The sequence below is a fragment of the Microbispora sp. H11081 genome (assembly GCF_012999535.1).
Lineage (GTDB): Bacteria > Actinomycetota > Actinomycetes > Streptosporangiales > Streptosporangiaceae > Microbispora.
This window is the reverse complement of the sequence record NZ_JABBWV010000011.1, coordinates 121,995-139,942: the sequence shown is the minus strand read 5'-3', so window position 1 is coordinate 139,942 and position 17,948 is coordinate 121,995. Positions and strand designations below refer to the sequence as shown.

11 protein-coding genes and 2 pseudogenes are annotated in these 17,948 nt (G+C 70.8%); 8 read left to right on the top strand and 5 right to left on the bottom strand.

Features of this window, described 5'->3' with window-relative positions:
• Nucleotides 1–47: 47 nt before the first annotated feature.
• Nucleotides 48–1,337: a cytochrome P450 gene (locus HHX31_RS24800; RefSeq protein ID WP_249346484.1), complete on the top strand. Its 1,290-nt coding sequence runs from the start codon at nucleotides 48–50 to the stop codon at nucleotides 1,335–1,337.
• Between the two features lie 25 nt (nucleotides 1,338–1,362).
• On the opposite strand, the gene HHX31_RS24795 is transcribed toward HHX31_RS24800, so the two are convergent.
• Nucleotides 1,363–2,763 (bottom strand): hypothetical protein, encoded by a 1,401-nt coding sequence (locus HHX31_RS24795; protein ID WP_169950756.1) that lies wholly within the window; start codon nucleotides 2,761–2,763, stop codon nucleotides 1,363–1,365.
• 461 nt (nucleotides 2,764–3,224) lie between these two features.
• On the opposite strand from HHX31_RS24795, the gene leuS reads away from it, so the two are divergent.
• From leuS to HHX31_RS36025, 3 genes and pseudogenes are all read left to right on the top strand, one after another.
• Nucleotides 3,225–5,687, top strand: a complete 2,463-nt coding sequence (gene leuS / locus HHX31_RS24790; protein WP_169950755.1) for a leucine--tRNA ligase — start codon at nucleotides 3,225–3,227, stop codon at nucleotides 5,685–5,687.
• 26 nt (nucleotides 5,688–5,713) lie between these two features.
• Nucleotides 5,714–8,881: a S41 family peptidase gene (locus HHX31_RS24785; RefSeq protein ID WP_169950754.1), complete on the top strand. Its 3,168-nt coding sequence runs from the start codon at nucleotides 5,714–5,716 to the stop codon at nucleotides 8,879–8,881.
• 226 nt (nucleotides 8,882–9,107) lie between these two features.
• Nucleotides 9,108–10,175, top strand: a pseudogene (locus tag HHX31_RS36025) (glycoside hydrolase family 5 protein); the annotation flags it as partial.
• A 56-nt stretch (nucleotides 10,176–10,231) separates the two neighbouring features.
• Here the strand turns inward: HHX31_RS36025 and HHX31_RS36020 are convergent.
• Nucleotides 10,232–10,549: a hypothetical protein gene (locus HHX31_RS36020; RefSeq protein WP_396711625.1), complete on the bottom strand. Its 318-nt coding sequence runs from the start codon at nucleotides 10,547–10,549 to the stop codon at nucleotides 10,232–10,234.
• On the opposite strand from HHX31_RS36020, the pseudogene HHX31_RS36015 reads away from it, so the two are divergent.
• A pseudogene (locus HHX31_RS36015) lies at nucleotides 10,479–10,763 on the top strand (cellulose binding domain-containing protein); the annotation flags it as partial. The gene HHX31_RS36020 and the pseudogene HHX31_RS36015 overlap by 71 nt on opposite strands.
• Nucleotides 10,764–10,832: 69 nt before the next feature.
• Here the strand turns inward: HHX31_RS36015 and HHX31_RS24775 are convergent.
• Both HHX31_RS24775 and lexA read right to left on the bottom strand, forming a co-directional pair.
• Nucleotides 10,833–11,927 carry an aminotransferase class I/II-fold pyridoxal phosphate-dependent enzyme gene (locus tag HHX31_RS24775; protein WP_311932223.1) on the bottom strand — a complete coding sequence of 365 codons (1,095 nt, stop codon included), beginning with the start codon at nucleotides 11,925–11,927 and terminating at the stop codon, nucleotides 10,833–10,835.
• Nucleotides 11,928–12,050: 123 nt separating this feature from the next.
• Complete coding sequence (lexA, locus tag HHX31_RS24770) at nucleotides 12,051–12,767, bottom strand: transcriptional repressor LexA (protein WP_169950829.1); 717 nt, start codon at nucleotides 12,765–12,767, stop codon at nucleotides 12,051–12,053.
• A 436-nt stretch (nucleotides 12,768–13,203) separates the two neighbouring features.
• Here lexA and nrdR point away from each other — a divergent pair, with 436 nt between their 5' ends.
• The 3 genes from nrdR (at nucleotide 13,204) to HHX31_RS24755 (ending at nucleotide 17,418) form a co-directional block, all read left to right on the top strand.
• Entirely contained in the window at nucleotides 13,204–13,668 is a 465-nt protein-coding gene (nrdR, locus tag HHX31_RS24765) for a transcriptional regulator NrdR (RefSeq protein ID WP_169950753.1), read from the top strand.
• A gap of 117 nt (nucleotides 13,669–13,785) precedes the next feature.
• Nucleotides 13,786–16,650: a vitamin B12-dependent ribonucleotide reductase gene (locus tag HHX31_RS24760; RefSeq protein WP_169950752.1), complete on the top strand. Its 2,865-nt coding sequence runs from the start codon at nucleotides 13,786–13,788 to the stop codon at nucleotides 16,648–16,650.
• Nucleotides 16,651–16,791: 141 nt separating this feature from the next.
• The gene (locus HHX31_RS24755) at nucleotides 16,792–17,418 is read left to right on the top strand and encodes an NADPH-dependent F420 reductase (RefSeq protein ID WP_169950751.1); all 627 of its coding nucleotides are present in this window, start codon (nucleotides 16,792–16,794) and stop codon (nucleotides 17,416–17,418) included.
• Between the two features lie 76 nt (nucleotides 17,419–17,494).
• Here the strand turns inward: HHX31_RS24755 and HHX31_RS24750 are convergent, their stop codons facing one another.
• Complete coding sequence (locus HHX31_RS24750) at nucleotides 17,495–17,929, bottom strand: YbjN domain-containing protein (RefSeq protein ID WP_169950750.1); 435 nt, start codon at nucleotides 17,927–17,929, stop codon at nucleotides 17,495–17,497.
• Between the last annotated feature and the right edge of the window lie 19 nt (nucleotides 17,930–17,948).

Genomic DNA, 17,948 nt, shown 5'->3' with positions numbered 1-17,948 from the left:
TGACGACCGAATATGATTCTAGTCACCCGGAAGGGGCCGGCCTCTCCATGACGACACAGCCGATGGGGCCCGCGGAGCGCACGCCGCCCATCACCTCGGCCGCGGACATCGACCTGAACGACTGGAACTTCTGGAGCCGCTCCGATGAGGAGCGGGAACACGCGTTCCGGCTGCTGCGGGACCTGGACAGGCCCGCCTTCTTCCCCGAGCCGATCTTTACCTTCGCCGGCACTCCCCAGGGCCCTGGCTACCACGCGCTCGTCCGGCACGCCGACATCCTGGAGGCGAGCCGCAACCCGGAGGTCTTCTGCTCGGGTGACGGCGGGGCCACCAACATCCCCGACCTGCCCGCGGAGTTCGCCGAGTACTTCGGCTCGATGATCAACATGGACGACCCGCGGCACGCGCGCCTGCGGCGGATCGTCTCGCGCGCCTTCACGCCGAGGATGATCAAACAGTTCGAGTCGGACGTGGACGCCGCCGCGACGCGCATCGTCGACGAACTGCTGGAGACGGGCACCGGCTGCGACTTCGTCACCGAGGTGGCGGCGAAGCTCCCCTTGAAGATCATCTGCGACATGATGGGCATCCCGGAGCGGGACTACCAGTTCGTCTTCGACCGCTCGAACATCGTCCTCGGCGCCACCGACCCCGAGTACGTCAGCGACCGCGAGGACATCGCCCACGCGCTGCTCACCGCGGGGATGGAACTGCAGCAGCTCGTCCAGGACCTGGCCGCGCTCCGGATGGAGACGCCCACCGACGACCTCACCTCGTCCCTGGTCAACGCCAACATCGACGGGGAACGGCTGACCGCGCAGGAGCTCGGCTCGTTCTTCATCCTGCTCGTCGTGGCCGGCAACGAGACCACCCGCAACGCCATCTCGCACGGCATGCGCCTGCTCACGCTCAACCCGGAGCAGCGTCGGCTGTGGCTGGAGGACTTCGAGGGCCGGGCGCCGCGCGCGATCGAGGAGATCGTCCGGCTGGCCGCGCCGGTCAACTACATGCGCCGCAAGGTCACCCGCGACCACGAGATGAACGGCAACCTCTACCACCAGGGCGAGAAGGTCCTGCTGTACTACTGGGCCGCCAACCGCGACGAGCGGGTGTTCGACGACCCCCTGCGCTTCGACATCCGCCGCGACCCCAACCCGCACGTCGGCTTCGGCGGCCCCGGCCCCCACTTCTGCCTCGGCGCGCACCTGGCCCGCCGCGAGATCACCGCGATGTTCCGCGAACTGCTGCGGCGGGTCCCCCAGATAGAGGCGGGCGAGCCGGAACGCCTGCTGTCCAGCTTCATCAACGGCATCAAGCACATGCCGTGTCACTTCTGAGCCGGACGGCCCCCGCGGCGGCGGGTCAGCCCACGGGCTTGATCGACCGGGTGACCGTGTTGATGTCGGGCAGCAGTTCCTTCTTGAGCTCGGGCACGGCCATGTAGACGATCGTGGGCAGGTCCGCCCCGGTGTTCACCACCGAGATCACGACTGTGGTGGTCGCGCCGTCGGCGGTCACCTTGTAGGCGGCCGTGAGGCCGGTGAGGCCGTTGCGCGCCAGGCGCTGCTGGGCGACCTTGGTGACCTTGTTGTCCTTGGGGAACTGGGTCTGCCGCGCACGGAACATCACCGCGCTCACGACCGGGCCCAGGTTGTCGGGAGTGGTGTACTTCACGGCCAGCGACTGCGCCAGCCGGCCCGACATCACGAGGGCGAACTCCTGCTTGCCCGTGGTGGTCATGCCTGCGGGCACGTACTGCCTGCTGGTGAAGCCGTACGACGCCCTGATCTGGGCCGGGTCGGTGTCCGCCTGCCAGGGGCCGCCGAGCCTGGGCAGCGTGATCCGGGCGGCGGTGTCGGTGACGACGCCGATCACGGGGGAGGCCTGGCCCTTGTAGACGGGCAGTCGCGGGACCTGCGCCTGCGGCTTGGCCGTGGCGCCCGTCGCGGCGGGGGAGGGTTTCGCGGACGTCGCGGCCTCGGCCGTGTCCCCTGAGCTGAGCGGCCCGGCGGCGAACGCCCACACGAGCACGCCGACCAGCGCGGCGGCGACCGAGGCCACCAGCGCGTAGAGCCAGACCGGCCGGCCTGGCTCCTCCTCCTCGTACTCGTCGATGGCCCGGTAGTTCTCCCCGAACACCGTGTTCCACAGCTCCTGCTGCCGGTGCGCGGGAGGCGTCTTCGGCCCGCTGATCTGCCCCGCCGTCACGAACGGCCGGTACGGATCCTCCGGCTGCGGCGGCGGCGGGGGCGCGGTGGACATCGGCGGCGCCGAGAGGGGAGGGGCGGACATCGGCGGCGTGGACAGGGGCGGCGTGGACAGGGGCGGCGTGGACAGCGGCGCGGCGGCGGCCTCGGCGAACCCGCGGACCGAGGGGGTGAACGGCGCGGAGGGCTGCGGGCGGTCCTGGCCCCGGTCGCGGCCGTGGCCGTGGCTTTGACCGTGGTTGTGCCCGTGCTGCTGCCCGTGGTTCTGGCCGTGGTTGTGCCCGTGGTTGTGATCGTGGTTCTGCCCGGGGCCCGGCATGCCGTACACGGGCGTGGGCCCGCCGGTCTGCGGGTGGCCGGCGAAGGCGTCAGGGCCGCCGAAGGGCGGGAGCGGCTGCGGGGGAGCCGCGGAGGCGTCCCGGGACTGCTGCGGCGTCCCCTCGACGAAGGACCGGACCGTCGGGGTGAAGGAGGAGGGCGGAGGCACCTCGGGCCAGGCCGGCGGGATCTCCGGCCACGCCGGCTCCCGCTGGTGGTCGCTGCGGTCCGTGGGCACGCTACCTCCCGAGATCATGCCCGAATTGGGGGTGCCTGGCATGATCTCATGCGAGCCGGGGGCTGCCGCAGCGAAACCGCCGAATGCCCCTCGGAACTGCTCACCCGTGGGGTCGGTGGGCGGGTCCTGCATCGGCAGATCGGCGGGCGGAAAAGAGTTGGCCACGTCAGCACAGTAAGGGAATGGACATAAGAGCCAACAACGGAACTATCACCATCGGGTATCGCAGCCTGACAGGCGAGGTCAGCGAGCAAGATCCATCAGCGACCCACGTGCGGTCTGCGCTACCCTTGACAGGCGTGCCGCACCCTGCTGCGCGGACAACCGCCGCACACGCGGGCGTGTGAGAGCGCGGGCCGCCCTCCCGGTCGCGGAGACCGGATCGGCGAGGGGGTGCGACGGGGTTCCGCCCCGGGCGCGCCTTCATCTGTGTGATCCCAGCCGCCTGGCGAGGAGTGGAAGTGGACGAGCCGGTGTACGACCCGCAGGCGCTGCAGGCCAAGTGGCTGCCGCGGTGGGAGGAGTCGAACCCCTTCGCGGCGGTCGAGGACCTCGCGGACACCAGGCCGCGCAAGTACATGCTCGACATGTTCCCCTATCCCTCCGGCGACCTCCACATGGGCCACGGCGAGGTCTTCGCCATCGGCGACGTGGTCGCGCGGTACTGGTTCCAGAAGGGCTACAACGTCCTGCACCCCATCGGGTGGGACTCCTTCGGCCTGCCCGCCGAGAACGCCGCGATCAAGCGCAACGCCCACCCGGCCGAGTGGACGTACGCCAACATCGAGACCCAGGCCAACTCGTTCAAGCGGTACGCCATCTCCTTCGACTGGTCGCGGCGCCTGCACACCAGCGACCCGGAGTACTACCACTGGAACCAGTGGCTGTTCACCCGCTTCTTCGAGCGGGGCCTGGCCTACCGCAAGGGCGGCCTGGTCAACTGGTGCCCGCAGGACCAGACCGTGCTCGCCAACGAGCAGGTCGTGGCGGGCAAGTGCGAGCGGTGCGGGGCCGACGTCGTCCGCCGCGAGCTGACGCAGTGGTACTTCAAGATCACTGACTACGCCGACCGCCTGCTCGACGACATGGCGCAGATCGAGGGCGGCTGGCCGGAGCGCATCCTCACCATGCAGCGCAACTGGATCGGCCGCTCCACCGGAGCCGACGTCCAGTTCCAGATCGAGGGCCGCGACGAGCCCGTCACCGTCTACACCACCCGCCCCGACACGCTGTACGGCGCGACGTTCTTCGTCGTGGCGGCGGACGCCCCGCTGGCGGAGGAGATCGTCGCCCCCGAGCAGGCGGAGGCGCTGGCCGCCTACCGCGCCGAGGTCGCCAAGCTCTCCGACATCGAGCGGCTGTCCACCGAGAAGGAGAAGACCGGCGTCTTCCTGGGCACGTACGCGATCAACCCGGTCAACGGGGAGCGCATCCCGGTCTGGGCGGCCGACTACGTGCTGGCCGACTACGGGCACGGCGCGATCATGGCGGTGCCCGCGCACGACCAGCGCGACCTCGACTTCGCGCTGAGGTTCGGCCTGCCGGTGAAGGTCGTCGTGCACACCGGCCTGGCCGACCCGGGCGAGACCGGTGTCGCCACCCCCGGCGAGGGCACGCTGGTCAACTCGGGCCCGCTGGACGGGCTGACGAAGGCCGAGGCGATCCAGAAGATCATCGAGGTCCTGGAGGAGCGCGGCACCGGCAGGCCGGCGGTCAACTACCGCCTGCGCGACTGGCTGCTGTCGCGCCAGCGGTTCTGGGGCACCCCGATCCCGATCATCCACTGCATGGACTGCGGCGAGGTCCCAGTGCCGGACGACCAGCTCCCGGTCACGCTGCCCGACCTGCGCGGCGCGGCCCTGCAGCCCAAGGGCGTCTCGCCGCTGGCCACGGCCACCGACTGGGTCAACGTTGCGTGCCCCAAGTGCGGCGGCCCCGCCCAGCGGGACACCGACACGATGGACACCTTCGTCGACTCGTCGTGGTACTTCCTGCGCTACTGCGACCCGCACTACACCGGCGGGCCGTTCGACGTCGAGAAGGTCCGCGAGTGGGGCCCGATCGACCAGTACGTCGGCGGCGTCGAGCACGCGGTGCTCCACCTGCTCTACTCGCGGTTCTTCACCAAGGTCCTCTACGACATGGGCATGGTCGGCTTCACCGAGCCGTTCCTGCGCCTGCTCAACCAGGGCCAGGTCATCAACCGCGGCAAGGCGATGTCGAAGTCGCTGGGCAACGGCGTGGACCTGGGCGAGCAGATCGATGCCTTCGGCGTGGACGCCGTCCGGCTGACGATGATCTTCGCCGGGCCGCCGGAGGACGACATCGACTGGGCCGACGTCTCGCCGGCCGCGTCGCAGAAGTTCCTGGCCCGCGCGTTCCGCGTGATGGCGGAGGCAGGCGCGGCGTCCGCTCCTGGGGCCGGCTTCTCCGGCGGCGACGTCGAACTGCGCAAGATCACCCACCGGACCATCGACGAGGTGACCAAGCTCGTAGAGAGCTACCGGTTCAACGTCGCGGTGGCCCGCATGATGGAGCTGACCTCGGCCGCCCGCAAGGCGATCGACGCAGGGCCCGGCGCCGCCGACCCCGCCGTCCGCGAGGCGGCCGAGACCCTGGCGGTCATGCTGTCGCTGGTCGCGCCGTACGTCGCGGAGGAGGGCTGGGAGCGGCTCGGCCACGCGCCGTCGGTCGCGAAGGCGGGCTGGCCGCAGGCCGACCCGGCGCTGCTGGTGCAGGAGTCGGTGACGGCCGTGGTGCAGGTGGCGGGCAAGGTCCGCGACCGGCTGGAGGTCTCCCCTGACATCTCCGAGGCGGACCTGCAGGCCCTCGCCCTGGCGTCGGACAAGGTCCGCCCCTATCTGGACGGTGAACCGCGCAAGGTCATCGTGCGGGCGCCAAAGCTCGTCAACATCGTCCCGTGACGATCGATTGGGCATAAAGTGCCGATGTGGCGAATGGTGCGTACCTGAGATACCCCCACCTGCACGGTGATCTCCTCGCCTTCGTGGCGGACGACGACGTCTGGCTCGCGCCGACGGACGGTGGCAGGGCCTGGCGGTTCACGGCCGACCGGGTCCCTGTCTCCCATCCGCGGTTCTCCTCCGACGGCACCCGCATCGCGTGGACGAGCACCCGCGAGGGCGAGCCCGAGGTCTTCGCCGCCGACCTGGAAGGCGGCGAGGGCGAGCGGCTCACCCACTGGGGCAACGCGATGACAGGCGTGCGCGGCTGGACCGAGGACGGGCACGTGCTGGCCGTCACCGCCGCGGGCCAGAGCTCGCGGTCCCGGCTGTGGGCCCACGCGGTCCCGCCGGACGGCGGCCCCGCGACGGCTCTGCCGTACGGCAGGGTCAGCGAGGCCGCGGTCAGCGGCTCCAGGGTGGCGACCGTCTCGGCGGTGTGGCGCGAGCCGTCGCAGTGGAAGCGTTACCGGGGCGGCACTGCCGCCAAGATCTGGGTGGACGCCACGGGCGACGGCGAGTTCACCCGCCTGTTCGCCGGTAACCCCGCCCAGCACTGGTCGGTCATGTGGCTGGGCGGACGCCTGGCCTTCCTCGCCGACACAGACGGCGACGGCAACCTGTACTCCTGCCTGCCGGACGGCTCCGACCTGCGGCAGCACACCACGCACCGCGGCTTCTACGCACGCCACGCGACGACCGACGGCTCCCGCGTCGTCTACGCGCTCGGCGGCGACCTGTGGCTGCTGGACGGCCTGGACGCCGAGCCGCGCAAGCTGGACATCACCCTGACCGGGCCGCGTCCGGCCAGGGCCACGCGGCCGGTGAGGAACGAGGTCGGCGACTTCGCGCCGGACCGCACCGGCCGGGCCAGCGTCGTGGAGATCCGCGGCACCGCCCACTGGCTCACCCACCGCGACGGCCCCGCGGGCGTGCTGCGCGCCGAGCCCGGAGTCCGGGTGCGGCTGCCACGGCCCCTCGACGAGGCGGGCCGCGCCGTCTGGGTGTCGGACGCGTCCGGCGAGGACGCGCTGGAGATCGGCACGCCAGGCGGTGAGATCCGCACCCTGGCCGCCGGCGGGCTCGGCCGGGTGCTCGACCTGGCCGCCGCGCCGGACGGCAGGCGTGTCGCCGTCGCCACCCACGACGGGCGGCTGCTCGTGGTGGACCTCGACTCGGGGGACGTCCGCGAGCTGGACCGCACCACCCACGGCGACGTGCGGCAGCTGACCTTCTCCCCGGACTCGGCCTGGCTCGCCTGGGCGCACGCCTACCACGACTGGCGCTGCCACCTGAAGCTCGCCCGCGTGGACGGCGGCGCCCCCATCGAGGTGACACCGCCGCGCTTCAACGACCACACGCCTTCCTTCACCGCGGACGGCAGGTATCTGGCCTTCCTGTCGCACCGCACCTTCGACCCGGTCTACGACAGCCACGCCTTCGACCTGTCCTTTCCCGCGAGCTGCCGGCCGTACCTGGTGCCGCTCAAGGCCACCACGCCCTCGCCGTTCGACCCCTCGCCGCGGGGCCGCGGCTTCGGCGAAGAGTCCGACGCCGGCCAGGACGCCCAGCGCGCCAGGAACGCGGAGAACGCGGGCGGGCCCGAGCCGCCCGCGGTGACCGAGGTGGACGTGGACGGGCTCGCGGCGCGGGTGGTGCCGGTGCCGGTGCCGGCCGGTGTCTACTCCAATCTGCGCGCCGCCAAGGGCTGCCTGCTGTGGCTGCGCCATCCGCTCGGTGGCCAGCTCGGCGACGGCACCGATCACGGCGAGCCGGTCCTCGAACGCTACGACCTGGTCAAGCGCAAGCTCGGTGAGCTGGGCGGAGAGTTCGGCGCCTTCGAGGTCAGCGGCGACGGCACGCGCCTGGTGGCCACCTGCGGCCACGGCCTGCGGACCCGCGCCACCGGAGAGGACGACGAGGTCGTCACCATCGACCTCGACCGCGTGGTCGTGACCGTCGACCCGGTCGCCGAGTGGCGGCAGGCGTACCACGAGGCCGGGCGGCTCATGCGAGACCACTTCTGGCGTGCGGACATGAACGGCGTGGACTGGCCGGGCACGCTCGACCGTTACGCGCCCCTCGTGGAGCGGCTGGGCGCCCACTCGGAGCTGATCGACCTGCTCTGGGAGGTGCAGGGCGAGCTGGCCACCTCCCACGCGTACGCGCGGGCCGCCGGGGCCGTCCGGGATGACCGGCGCCTCCAGGGACTGCTCGGCGCCGACCTCGCCAGGGACGAGAACGGGACGTGGCGGATCGAGCGGGTCCTGCCGGGAGAGTCCTCCGACCACGAGGCCCGCTCGCCGCTGCTCGCGCCCGGCGTCGCCGTACGGGAGGGCGACGTGGTCGTGGCTGTGGGCGGGCGCCCGGTGGACCCGCTCCGCGGTCCGCTGCCGCTGCTGGCCGGTACGGCGGGGCACCCGGTGGAGCTGACCATCCGGCCCGGCTCCGGCGGCGAGACCCGCCGGGTCGTCGTCACGCCCGTCCCCGACGAGATGCGGCTGCGCTACCACGACTGGGTGACGGGACGGCGGGCGTTCGTGCGTGAGGCGTCCGGCGGGCGGCTCGGCTACCTGCACGTGCCGGACATGATGTCGGCGGGGTGGGCGCAGTTCCACCGGGACCTGCACGTCGAGATGGGTTTCGACGGGCTCGTCGTGGACGTCCGCGACAACGGCGGCGGGCACGTGTCCGAGCTGGTGCTGGAGAAGCTGCAGCGGCGGGTGACCGGGTGGTCGCTGGGCCGGGGGTACGAGCCCGCGCGCTACCCGGAGGACGCGCCGCGCGGGCCCGTCGTGGCCGTCGCCGACGAGTTCGCCGGGTCGGACGGGGACATCGTCAGCGCCGGGATCAGGAACCGCGGCATCGGGCCGCTCGTGGGCACGCGGACCTGGGGCGGTGTGATCGGCATCGACTCGCGGTACTCACTCGTGGACGGGACCGTCGTCACGCAGCCGCGCTACGCGTTCTGGCTGGAAGGCGAGGGGTGGGGCGTGGAGAACCACGGCGTCGACCCGGACGTCGAGGTCGTCATGACCCCGCAGGACCTGGTCGCGGGGCGGGATCCGCAGCTCGCGCGGGCGGTGGAGCTGGCCTTGGCCGCGCTGGAGGAGAGGCCGCCCGCGAGCCCGCCGGAGATGCCGCCGCCGCGGTGACCGCGGGGGCGTTGACGATCGGTCGCCCTGCGGACAAAATTACGCCCGAGCCACACAACAGTCACATCGATGTAGGCGTGCGGTCAGGGCATGCCGCTACCACCACCGCTCCGGCGGTGGTCTGGGGTGCGCGCCTGATCGGACGGCTCACCGCCGGCGTGCGCCCCTGCGTGGGAGGCACGTCTTGTTCAGACGAATTCTCGGCGGGCTGGCCGCCGCCGCGGCGATGGCGGCGACCGTCCTCGTCGTCACCGGTACGCCGGCGAACGCCGCGGGCACGGGCACCGGGTATCTGCGCACCAGCGGAAACAAGATCGTCGACAGTACCGGCGCGACGGTCCGCCTGACCGGCATCAACTGGTTCGGCATGGAGACCGACAACAAGACCTTCCACGGGCTGTGGGCGAACAACCCGTGGAAGAACCAGATCGACCTGATGGCGAGCCTCGGCTACAACACCATCAGGGTGCCGTTCTCGGACGACGCGCTGAAGCCGGGCGCGCAGGCGACCAGCGTCAACACTTACTCCAACCCCGACCTGATCGGCCTGTCGCCGCTGCAGATCCTCGACAAGGTCGTGGACTACGCGGGTCAGAAGGGCATGCGCATCATCCTCGACCGGCACAGGCCGACCAGCGCCGGCCAGACGGCGCTGTGGTACACCTCCGGCGTCCCCGAGTCGACGTGGATCGACAACTGGAAGGCGCTGGCCCAGCACTACGCCGGCAACACGACCGTGATCGGCGCCGACCTGCACAACGAACCGCACGCCGACGGCACCAACCCGAACGCGACCGGCTCCTGCTGGGGATGCGGCGACCCCGCGCGCGACTGGCGCCTCGCGGCCGAACGGGCGGGCAACGCGATCCTGTCCGTCCAGCCCAACTGGCTGATCTTCGTGGAGGGCGTGAGCTGCCCGAGCGGCGGCCTGTCCAACGTCTGGGACAACGACACCAGCAACGACGAGGACTGCGGCTGGTGGGGTGGCAACCTCACCAAGGCCGGCCAGTTCCCCGTACGGCTGAACGTGGCCAACCGGCTCGTCTACTCGCCGCACGAGTACGCCACGTCGGTCTACCACCAGGCGTGGTTCGACGACCCGAACTACCCCGCCAACATGCCGGCCATCTGGGACAAGTACTGGGGCTACCTGTACAAGCAGAACATCGCCCCGATCATGGTCGGCGAGTTCGGCACCACGCTGGCCAGCAACATCGACAAGATCTGGCTCCAGGAGCTCATGAAGTACATGGGCACCGGCGTGAACGGCATGTCGTTCACCTACTGGTCGTGGAACCCCAACTCGGGTGACACGGGCGGCATCCTGAAGGACGACTGGGCCACGGTGGATCAGGCCAAGCAGAGCATCATCTCCCCGTACCTGATCCCGCCGGTGACCGGCAACCAGACCGCGTCGCCGTCGCCCTCTCCGTCGCCCTCGGCCTCGCCGAGCGCGTCGCCTTCGCCGTCCCCCTCACCGTCCCCATCGGCGTCTCCGTCCGCGTCGCCCTCCGCCTCGCCGAGCGCGTCTCCGTCCCCGTCCCCGTCTCCGTCGGCCTCGCCGTCGTCTCCGGGCGGCAAGACCTGCACCGCCACGTACCGGGTCGCCAACCAGTACCCCGGCGGCTTCCAGGGCGAGGTCACGGTCAAGGCGGGCTCCGCGGCCATCTCGGGCTGGACCGTGAAGTGGGCCTTCCCGAACGGCCAGAGCATCAGCCAGCTCTGGAACGGCACGCTGAGCGCGAGCGGCTCCAACGTCACCGTGACGAACATGTCCTACAACGGCGCGCTCGGGGCCGGCGCCTCGACCATGTTCGGCTTCAACGCGAGCTGGTCGGGCAGCAACGGCGTTCCCTCGTCGGTGACCTGCACGGCGAGCTGAGCAGCGGGCTGAGCAGGGAGCTGAGCAGGGAGCTGAGCGATGAGCCGAGCGGCGCGCTGAGCGGGCGCGTCACTTCAGCGCGGCGGCGATCCTGGCCAGGATCTCCTCCAGGATCTCCGCCGAGGTCGCGAAGTTGAGGCGGGCGAAGGTGTCGCCGCCTCCGTAGTTGGGGCCCGGGTTGAGCCTGACCCGGGCCTCCCGCTCGAGGAAGGCCGCCGCGTCCGGCACGCCGAAGTCGAGCCACGCGAGATAGGTGGCCTCCGGCATGTGGTACCCGACGGAGGGGAGCCGCTCGGCGATGAGCCTGCGGTTGCGGTCGAGGATCGCCAGCACCTCCTCCAGCCAGGCGTCGCCGTGCCGCCACGCGGCCACGGTGGCGTCCACGCCGAGGACGCTCGGCGCTCCGTAGATGTGGGCGGGCTGGCGGCCGAGCGCGTCCCTGACGTCCCTCGCGCCGACGTGGGCCACCGAGCAGTGCAGGCCGCCCATGTTGAAGGCCTTGCTGGCGGAGGTCAGCGTCACCGTGCGCTCGGGGAGGATCGTGGCGAACGGGATGTGCCGGGCCGGGGCGTACGTCAGGTCGGCGTGGATCTCGTCGGCGATCACCAGCGTGCCGTGCCGGTCGGCGTACGCGGCGACCGCGTCGAGCTCCTCCCGGGTGAACGAGCGGCCCGACGGGTTCTGCGGGTTGACCAGCAGGAGCACCCGGACGGGTTCTGCGGGGACCTCGAACCTGCCGTCCGCCGTCAGCGGCATGGGCACCAGGCGGCGGTTCATGCCGGTGATGGTGGTGAGGAAGGGGTCGTAGGCCGGAACGTGCAGCGCCACGGCGTCGCCAGGCTCGGTCATGACGTGCAGCAGCACCTGGAGGGCCTGGTTGAGGTCGGTGTAGGACCGCACGTGGGCCGGATCGGCTCGCCAGCCGTACCGCGTCTCCATCCGCTCGGCGAACGCCTCGGCCAGGGGCCCGGCGGTCGGCTCGTCCAGCCAGGCGGGGTAACCGAGATCCGTGGCGGCGCGTCTCGCGACGGCCTCCCTGACCGCGTCGGGGACGGGGAAGTCCATGTCGGCGACCCAGGCGGGGATGACGCCGTCGGCGGTCTTGGCCCACTTGATTCCGTCACGGCCGCGGGCCGCGTCGAGGGACAGGGAGTCGAGTTTCACCCGAGACACCCTATTCGTCGGTCAGCGGCCACCGGAAAGGTGGCCGCCGCCCCGCGCTGGATCCCGCCCTGCCGCGTCCGGCCGCGCCCCGCGGCCGTCTCGTGCCACGGGGCGCCGGCGCGGCTACAGCTTGCGCAGGACGGCCGTGACCTTGCCGAGCACGGTCGCCTCGTCACCGGGGATCGGCTCGTAGTTGGGGTTGTGCGGCACCAGCCACACGTGCCCGTCCTTGCGCTTGAACGTCTTCACGGTGGCCTCGCCGTCGATCATGGCGGCCACGATGTCGCCGTTGTCGGCGACCGGCTGCTGCCGCACCACGACCCAGTCGCCGTCGGCGATGGCGGCCTCGATCATGGAGTCGCCCGAGACCTGGAGCAGGAACAGGGTGCCCTCGCCCACGAGCTGCTTGGGCAGCGCGAAGACGTCCTCGATGCTCTGCTCGGCGAGGATCGGACCACCGGCGGCGATGCGGCCGACCAGCGGCACGTACGCGGCAGTGGGCCGGTTGAACCCGGCCTCCTCCTCGGTGGTGGCGTCCGGATCCACCCACAGCACCGGCTCTCCCGGCAGCCGGACCTCCAAGGCCCGGGGGCGGTGCGGGTCACGCCGGAGGTAGCCCTTACGCTGGAGCGCCGTTAGCTGGTGCGACACGCTGGAGGTGCTCGTCAGCTGGACTGCCTCCCCGATCTCCCGCATGGACGGCGGATAGCCGCGCTGCTGGACCGAGTCGCGGATCACCTCAAGGATCTTCCGCTGCCTGGGGGTGAGGCCAAGCGAGTCGCGCCTGCGAACCGCGAGGTCGCTGACGCCATCCGCTTGCTCACTTCGGTCACCCACGATGCCACCTCTCAATCCGTGTTCCTCGTGTCGCACAGAGCGACCGTACCGCGATTCAAGATCGCCGTCAAACAATTGTTCGATATCCAGCGAAATCGCCGATCTCGTCGTCCACCTCATCGTACGGGAGTTCGATCGATCCCGTGTTCGATTCCGCCGATCTTCCGGGATCGCGTAGGCGCAGCTCAGCACCCCTGCGGAGAGTGCCGGGGGAGGGGGCGCGGCGGGCGGGCCGCTCCCCATGACAGGCGGGGCCGCCGGGGCCGGTGTGACGCGGGGTGCGACACGCGGGCCTAGCAGGCACTTCCGCCGCCATGGCCGGTTCGACTTGCGTTCAAGGTCGGGCACTTCTACGGTTGGACCACAACATCTAGTAGTCACATCGGTGTAAGTTCACCACACCTTGTGTTCGGGGATGTGCGTTCAGGGAGGCGATGAAATGCACTGTCCGTTCTGTCGCCACCCGGACACGCGGGTCGTGGACAGCCGTGCCGCGGAAGACGGGGCGGCGATCCGCCGCAGGCGCACCTGCCCGGAATGCGGGCGCAGGTTCACCACCCAGGAGACCGTGCTGCTCATGGTGAGCAAGCGCAGCGGGGTCACCGAGCCGTTCTCCCGGGAGAAGGTCATCGCCGGCGTGCGGCGCGCCTGCCAGGGACGCCCGGTCGGCGAGGACTCCCTCGCCCAGCTCGGCCAGCGGGTCGAGGAGAGCATCCGCGGCACCGGCGCGGCCGAGATCGCCTCGCACGAGGTGGGCCTGGCCATCCTCGGCCCGCTCCGCGACCTCGACGAGGTGGCGTACCTGCGCTTCGCGTCGGTCTACCGCGGGTTCGAGACGCTGGCGGACTTCGAGGCGGAGATCGAGCGGCTGCGCGCGGCGCACGGGCCCGGGGGCGAGGAGTAGGCGCCCTCCGGGGGCCGGGACGAGGCGGGCGGCGCGCGAAGGCGCGGCGCGACCGATGTGTTTGTAACGAGCGTGGTCCGGAGAAGGGGCTCCATCGGGCCCTGGGAGGGGGAAGTCATGACGGAGACCGTGAGCGGCCCGGTATCGGGCGCGGGGGGCCGGGGGGGCAAGCGCCCGCGCAAGGGCCTGAAGATGAAGCGCGTCTTCACCACCCCGGGCGTCCACCCGTACGACGAGGTCCGCTGGGAGCGGCGCGACGTCGTGATGACGAACTGGCGGGACGGCTCGGTCAACTTCGAGCAGCACGGCGTCGAGTTCCCCGACTTCTGGTCGGTCAACGCGGCCAACATCGTCACCACCAAGTACTTCCGCGGGGCGGTGGGCACCCCGCAGCGCGAGTCGAGCCTCAAACAGCTCGTCGACCGGGTCGTGGGCGTCTACACCAGGACCGGCGTCGAGAACGGCTACTTCGCCTCCGAGGAGGACGCGGAGATCTTCGACCACGAGCTCAAGCACGCGCTGATCCACCAGACCTTCAGCTTCAACTCGCCGGTGTGGTTCAACGTCGGCACCCGCTCCCCCCAGCAGGTGAGCGCGTGCTTCATCCTCGCCGTGGACGACACGATGGAGTCGATCCTCGACTGGTACAAGGAAGAGGGCGTCATCTTCAAGGGCGGCTCCGGCTCCGGGGTCAACCTCTCCCGCATCCGCTCGTCCAAGGAGCTGCTGTCCAGCGGCGGCACGGCCAGCGGCCCGGTCTCGTTCATGCGCGGCGCCGACGCGTCCGCCGGAACCATCAAGTCGGGCGGCGCCACCCGCAGGGCGGCCAAGATGGTCGTCCTCGACGTGGACCACCCCGACATCGAGGAGTTCATCGAGACCAAGGCGCGCGAGGAGGACAAGATCCGCGCGCTGCGCGACGCCGGGTTCGACATGGACCTAGGCGGCAAGGACATCGTGTCCGTCCAGTACCAGAACGCGAACAACTCGGTGCGGGTCTCCGACGAGTTCATGCGCGCGGTCGAGGCCGGCGACGGCTTCGGCCTGCGGTCCCGGCTGACCGGGGAGGTCATCGAGGAGGTCGAGGCGCGGTCGCTGTTCCGCAAGATGGCCAAGGCCGCCTGGGAGTGCGCCGACCCCGGCCTGCAGTACGACGACACGATCAACGACTGGCACACCTGCCCGGAGACCGGCCGCATCACGGCCAGCAACCCCTGCTCGGAGTACGTCCACCTGGACAACTCCTCCTGCAACCTCGCGTCGATCAACCTGCTGAAGTTCCTGCGCGACGACGACAGCTTCGACGTCGCGACCTTCGTCAAGGTCACCGAGCTGATCATCACCGCGATGGACATCTCGATCACCTTCGCCGACTTCCCGACGCAGAAGATCGCCGAGACCACCCGGGCGTACCGCCAGCTCGGCATCGGCTACGCCAACCTGGGCGCGCTGCTGATGGCGACCGGCCACGCGTACGACTCCGACGGCGGCCGGGCCATCGCGGCCGGGATCACCTCGCTGATGACCGCCGTGTCCTATCGGCGCTCGGCCGAGCTGGCCGGGATCGTCGGCCCGTACGACGGCTACCAGCGCAACGCGGAGCCGCACAAGCGGGTGATGCGCAAGCACGCCGCGGCCAACGACGACCTGCGCACGCTCGACGACATGGACAAGGGCCTGCACGCCGAGGCCACCCGGCAGTGGCAGGAGTGCCTGCGGCTGGGCGAGAAGAACGGCTACCGCAACGCCCAGGCGTCGCTGCTCGCCCCGACCGGCACCATCGGCCTGATGATGGACTGCGACACCACCGGCATCGAGCCCGACCTGGCGCTGGTCAAGTTCAAGAAGCTCGTCGGCGGCGGCTCGATGCAGATCGTCAATCAGACGATCCCGCGGGCGCTGCGCCGGCTCGGCTACCCCGAGGAGCAGGTCGAGGCCATCGTCGAGTACATCGCCGAGCGCGGCCACGTCGTGGACGCCCCCGGCCTGCGGCCCGAGCACTACGAGGTGTTCGACTGCGCCATGGGCGAGCGGGCCATCGCCCCCATGGGTCACGTCCGGATGATGGCGGCCGTCCAGCCGTTCCTGTCCGGCGCGATCTCCAAGACCGTGAACCTGCCCGAGTCGGCCACCGTGGACGACATCGAGGAGGTCTACCTGCAGGGCTGGAAGCTCGGCCTCAAGGCGCTGGCCGTCTACCGCGACAACTGCAAGGTCGGGCAGCCGCTGTCGGTCGCCAAGAAGACCTCCGACGGCGCCTCCGAGGAAGCCGGGGAGAAGGAGCCGGTCGTCCAGGTCGTCGAGATCGCGCGGCCGACCCGCAGGCGGATGCCGAACCAGCGGCCCAGCACCACGACCCGCTTCACGGTCGGCGGCGCCAAGGGCTACATGACCGCCTCGTCCTACCCGGACGACGGCGTGGGCGAGGTCTTCCTCAAGATGTCCAAGCAGGGCTCGACCCTCGCGGGCGTCATGGACGCCTTCTCCGTGGCGATCTCGATCGGCCTCCAGTACGGCGTGCCGCTGGACACCTACGTGCAGAAGTTCGTCAACATGCGGTTCGAGCCGGCGGGGATGACCGACGACCCCGACGTCCGGATGGCGCAGTCCGTGATGGACTACATCTTCCGGCGGCTCGCGCTCGATTACCTGCCGTACGAGGACCGGGCCGCCCTGGGGATCTTCTCCGCTTCCGAGCGGTCCGCGCAGCAGCGCGGGGAGGACCCGGCCGCGCTCCAGGACGTCGACACCGCCGCGCTGGCCCAGTCGGCGCCGATCGAGACCAGGCCCGCCGAGGGCGCGGCCGCCGGGCAGCCCGCGCCGGTGGCGGTGCCCGAGCCGCGCAGGGCAGGCGCCTCGCTGGAGAGCCACCAGGGCCGTACGGCCGACGCACCGCTGTGCCTGACCTGCGGCACCAAGATGCGGCCCGCGGGCAGTTGCTACGTCTGCGAGGGCTGCGGAAGCACCAGCGGCTGCAGCTGAGCCGCTTAGCGAAACACCCCGGGAGTGAAGGGGGCCGGCGAACGCGCCGGCCCCCTTCGCATTCCTCCTCGAAACCGTCGCACCGCCGCCCCGACGGTGGCCCCGGGGAATGAGGGCCGAGGTCAGCGCGTTCCGACAGCCATGGTCATAGGATTCATCGGCAGCGGAAAGATCGGCGGCACCCTCGCGAAACTGGCGGTCGACGCCGGGCACTCGGTGGTGCTGAGCAACTCCCGCGGGCCGGAGACGCTCTCGGAACTCGTCGCACAGCTGGGCCCGGCCGCACGCGCCGCCACCGCGGCCGAGGCCGCGGAGGCGGGCGAGATCGTGGTCGTCACGATCCCCTTCGGACGGTACCGGGAGATCCCTGTGGGGCCGCTCGACGGAAAGATCGTCATCGACACGAACAACTACTACTTCGAGCGGGACGGCCACTACCCCGAGCTCGACGCCGGTGAGAGCACCGACAGCGAACTGCTGGCCGCGCACCTGCCGGGATCCCGGGTGGTCAAGGCGTTCAACGCCATCCACTACGTCCACCTCGCCGAGGAGGGCCAGCCCGCGGGCACGGAGAACCGGCGGGCGCTGCCCATCGCGGGCGACGACGACGAGGCCAAGAAGACGGTCGCCGAGCTGATCGACTCGTTCGGCTTCGACGTGGTCGACGCGGGCCCGCTCGCGGAGGGGAAGCGGTTCCAGCGCGACAAGCCGGCGTACGGGCCGCGACTCACCATCGCCGAGCTGCGCGACGCACTGAGCCGCGGCTGAACTGGACGGCCGACTCCGGACGGCTGACTCCGGACGGGCGGCCCCGGCGGTCACGCCGGGGCCGTCGGCCGTCAGGTCAGTCGGTCTCGAACGCGAGCCTGTCGGTCAGCCAGCTGTAGAACTTGATCGAGAATCGCACCCAGTGGGCCACCATCGTGGTCAGGTGCTCCCTGGTCACGCCGGCGCCGATGTAGATCTGCGAGTCGCCGACGAGGCGGATGTCGCCGTTGTCCTGGGTGAACGTGTACACCTTCGGCCACATCGTGTCGGCGTTCCACTCGTTGAGCGCCCTGAGCAGCATCGGTTTGTCGTCCACCGAGTGCGGCCTGTCGTAGAAGGTCCGTACGGTGAAGAGGTCTCCCTCCTTGCCGAACAGGAAGAACGTCGTGAGATGCGCGGTGGAGATCGCCAGATCACCCTCCGCGTCCGTGGTGTGCGCGATGTCCAGCTCGTCGAGGATCTCCTCGATGAGATCCCGGTCGGGCTGCACGACCGCTGGGGAAGGCGTCACGATCCCATCCTGCCGCATC

Excerpts from the sequence above, each read along its gene's own strand:
- HHX31_RS24755 (WP_169950751.1), top strand. The coding sequence starts at position 16,792 with ATGGTCATAGGATTCATCGGCAGCGGAAAGATCGGCGGCACCCTCGCG.
- nrdR (WP_169950753.1), top strand. The coding sequence starts at position 13,204 with ATGCACTGTCCGTTCTGTCGCCACCCGGACACGCGGGTCGTGGACAGC.
- HHX31_RS24760 (WP_169950752.1), top strand. The coding sequence starts at position 13,786 with ATGACGGAGACCGTGAGCGGCCCGGTATCGGGCGCGGGGGGCCGGGGG.
- HHX31_RS24800 (WP_249346484.1), top strand. The coding sequence starts at position 48 with ATGACGACACAGCCGATGGGGCCCGCGGAGCGCACGCCGCCCATCACC.
- HHX31_RS36020 (WP_396711625.1), bottom strand. The coding sequence starts at position 10,549 with ATGGCCGCGGAGCCCGCCTTGACCGTGACCTCGCCCTGGAAGCCGCCG.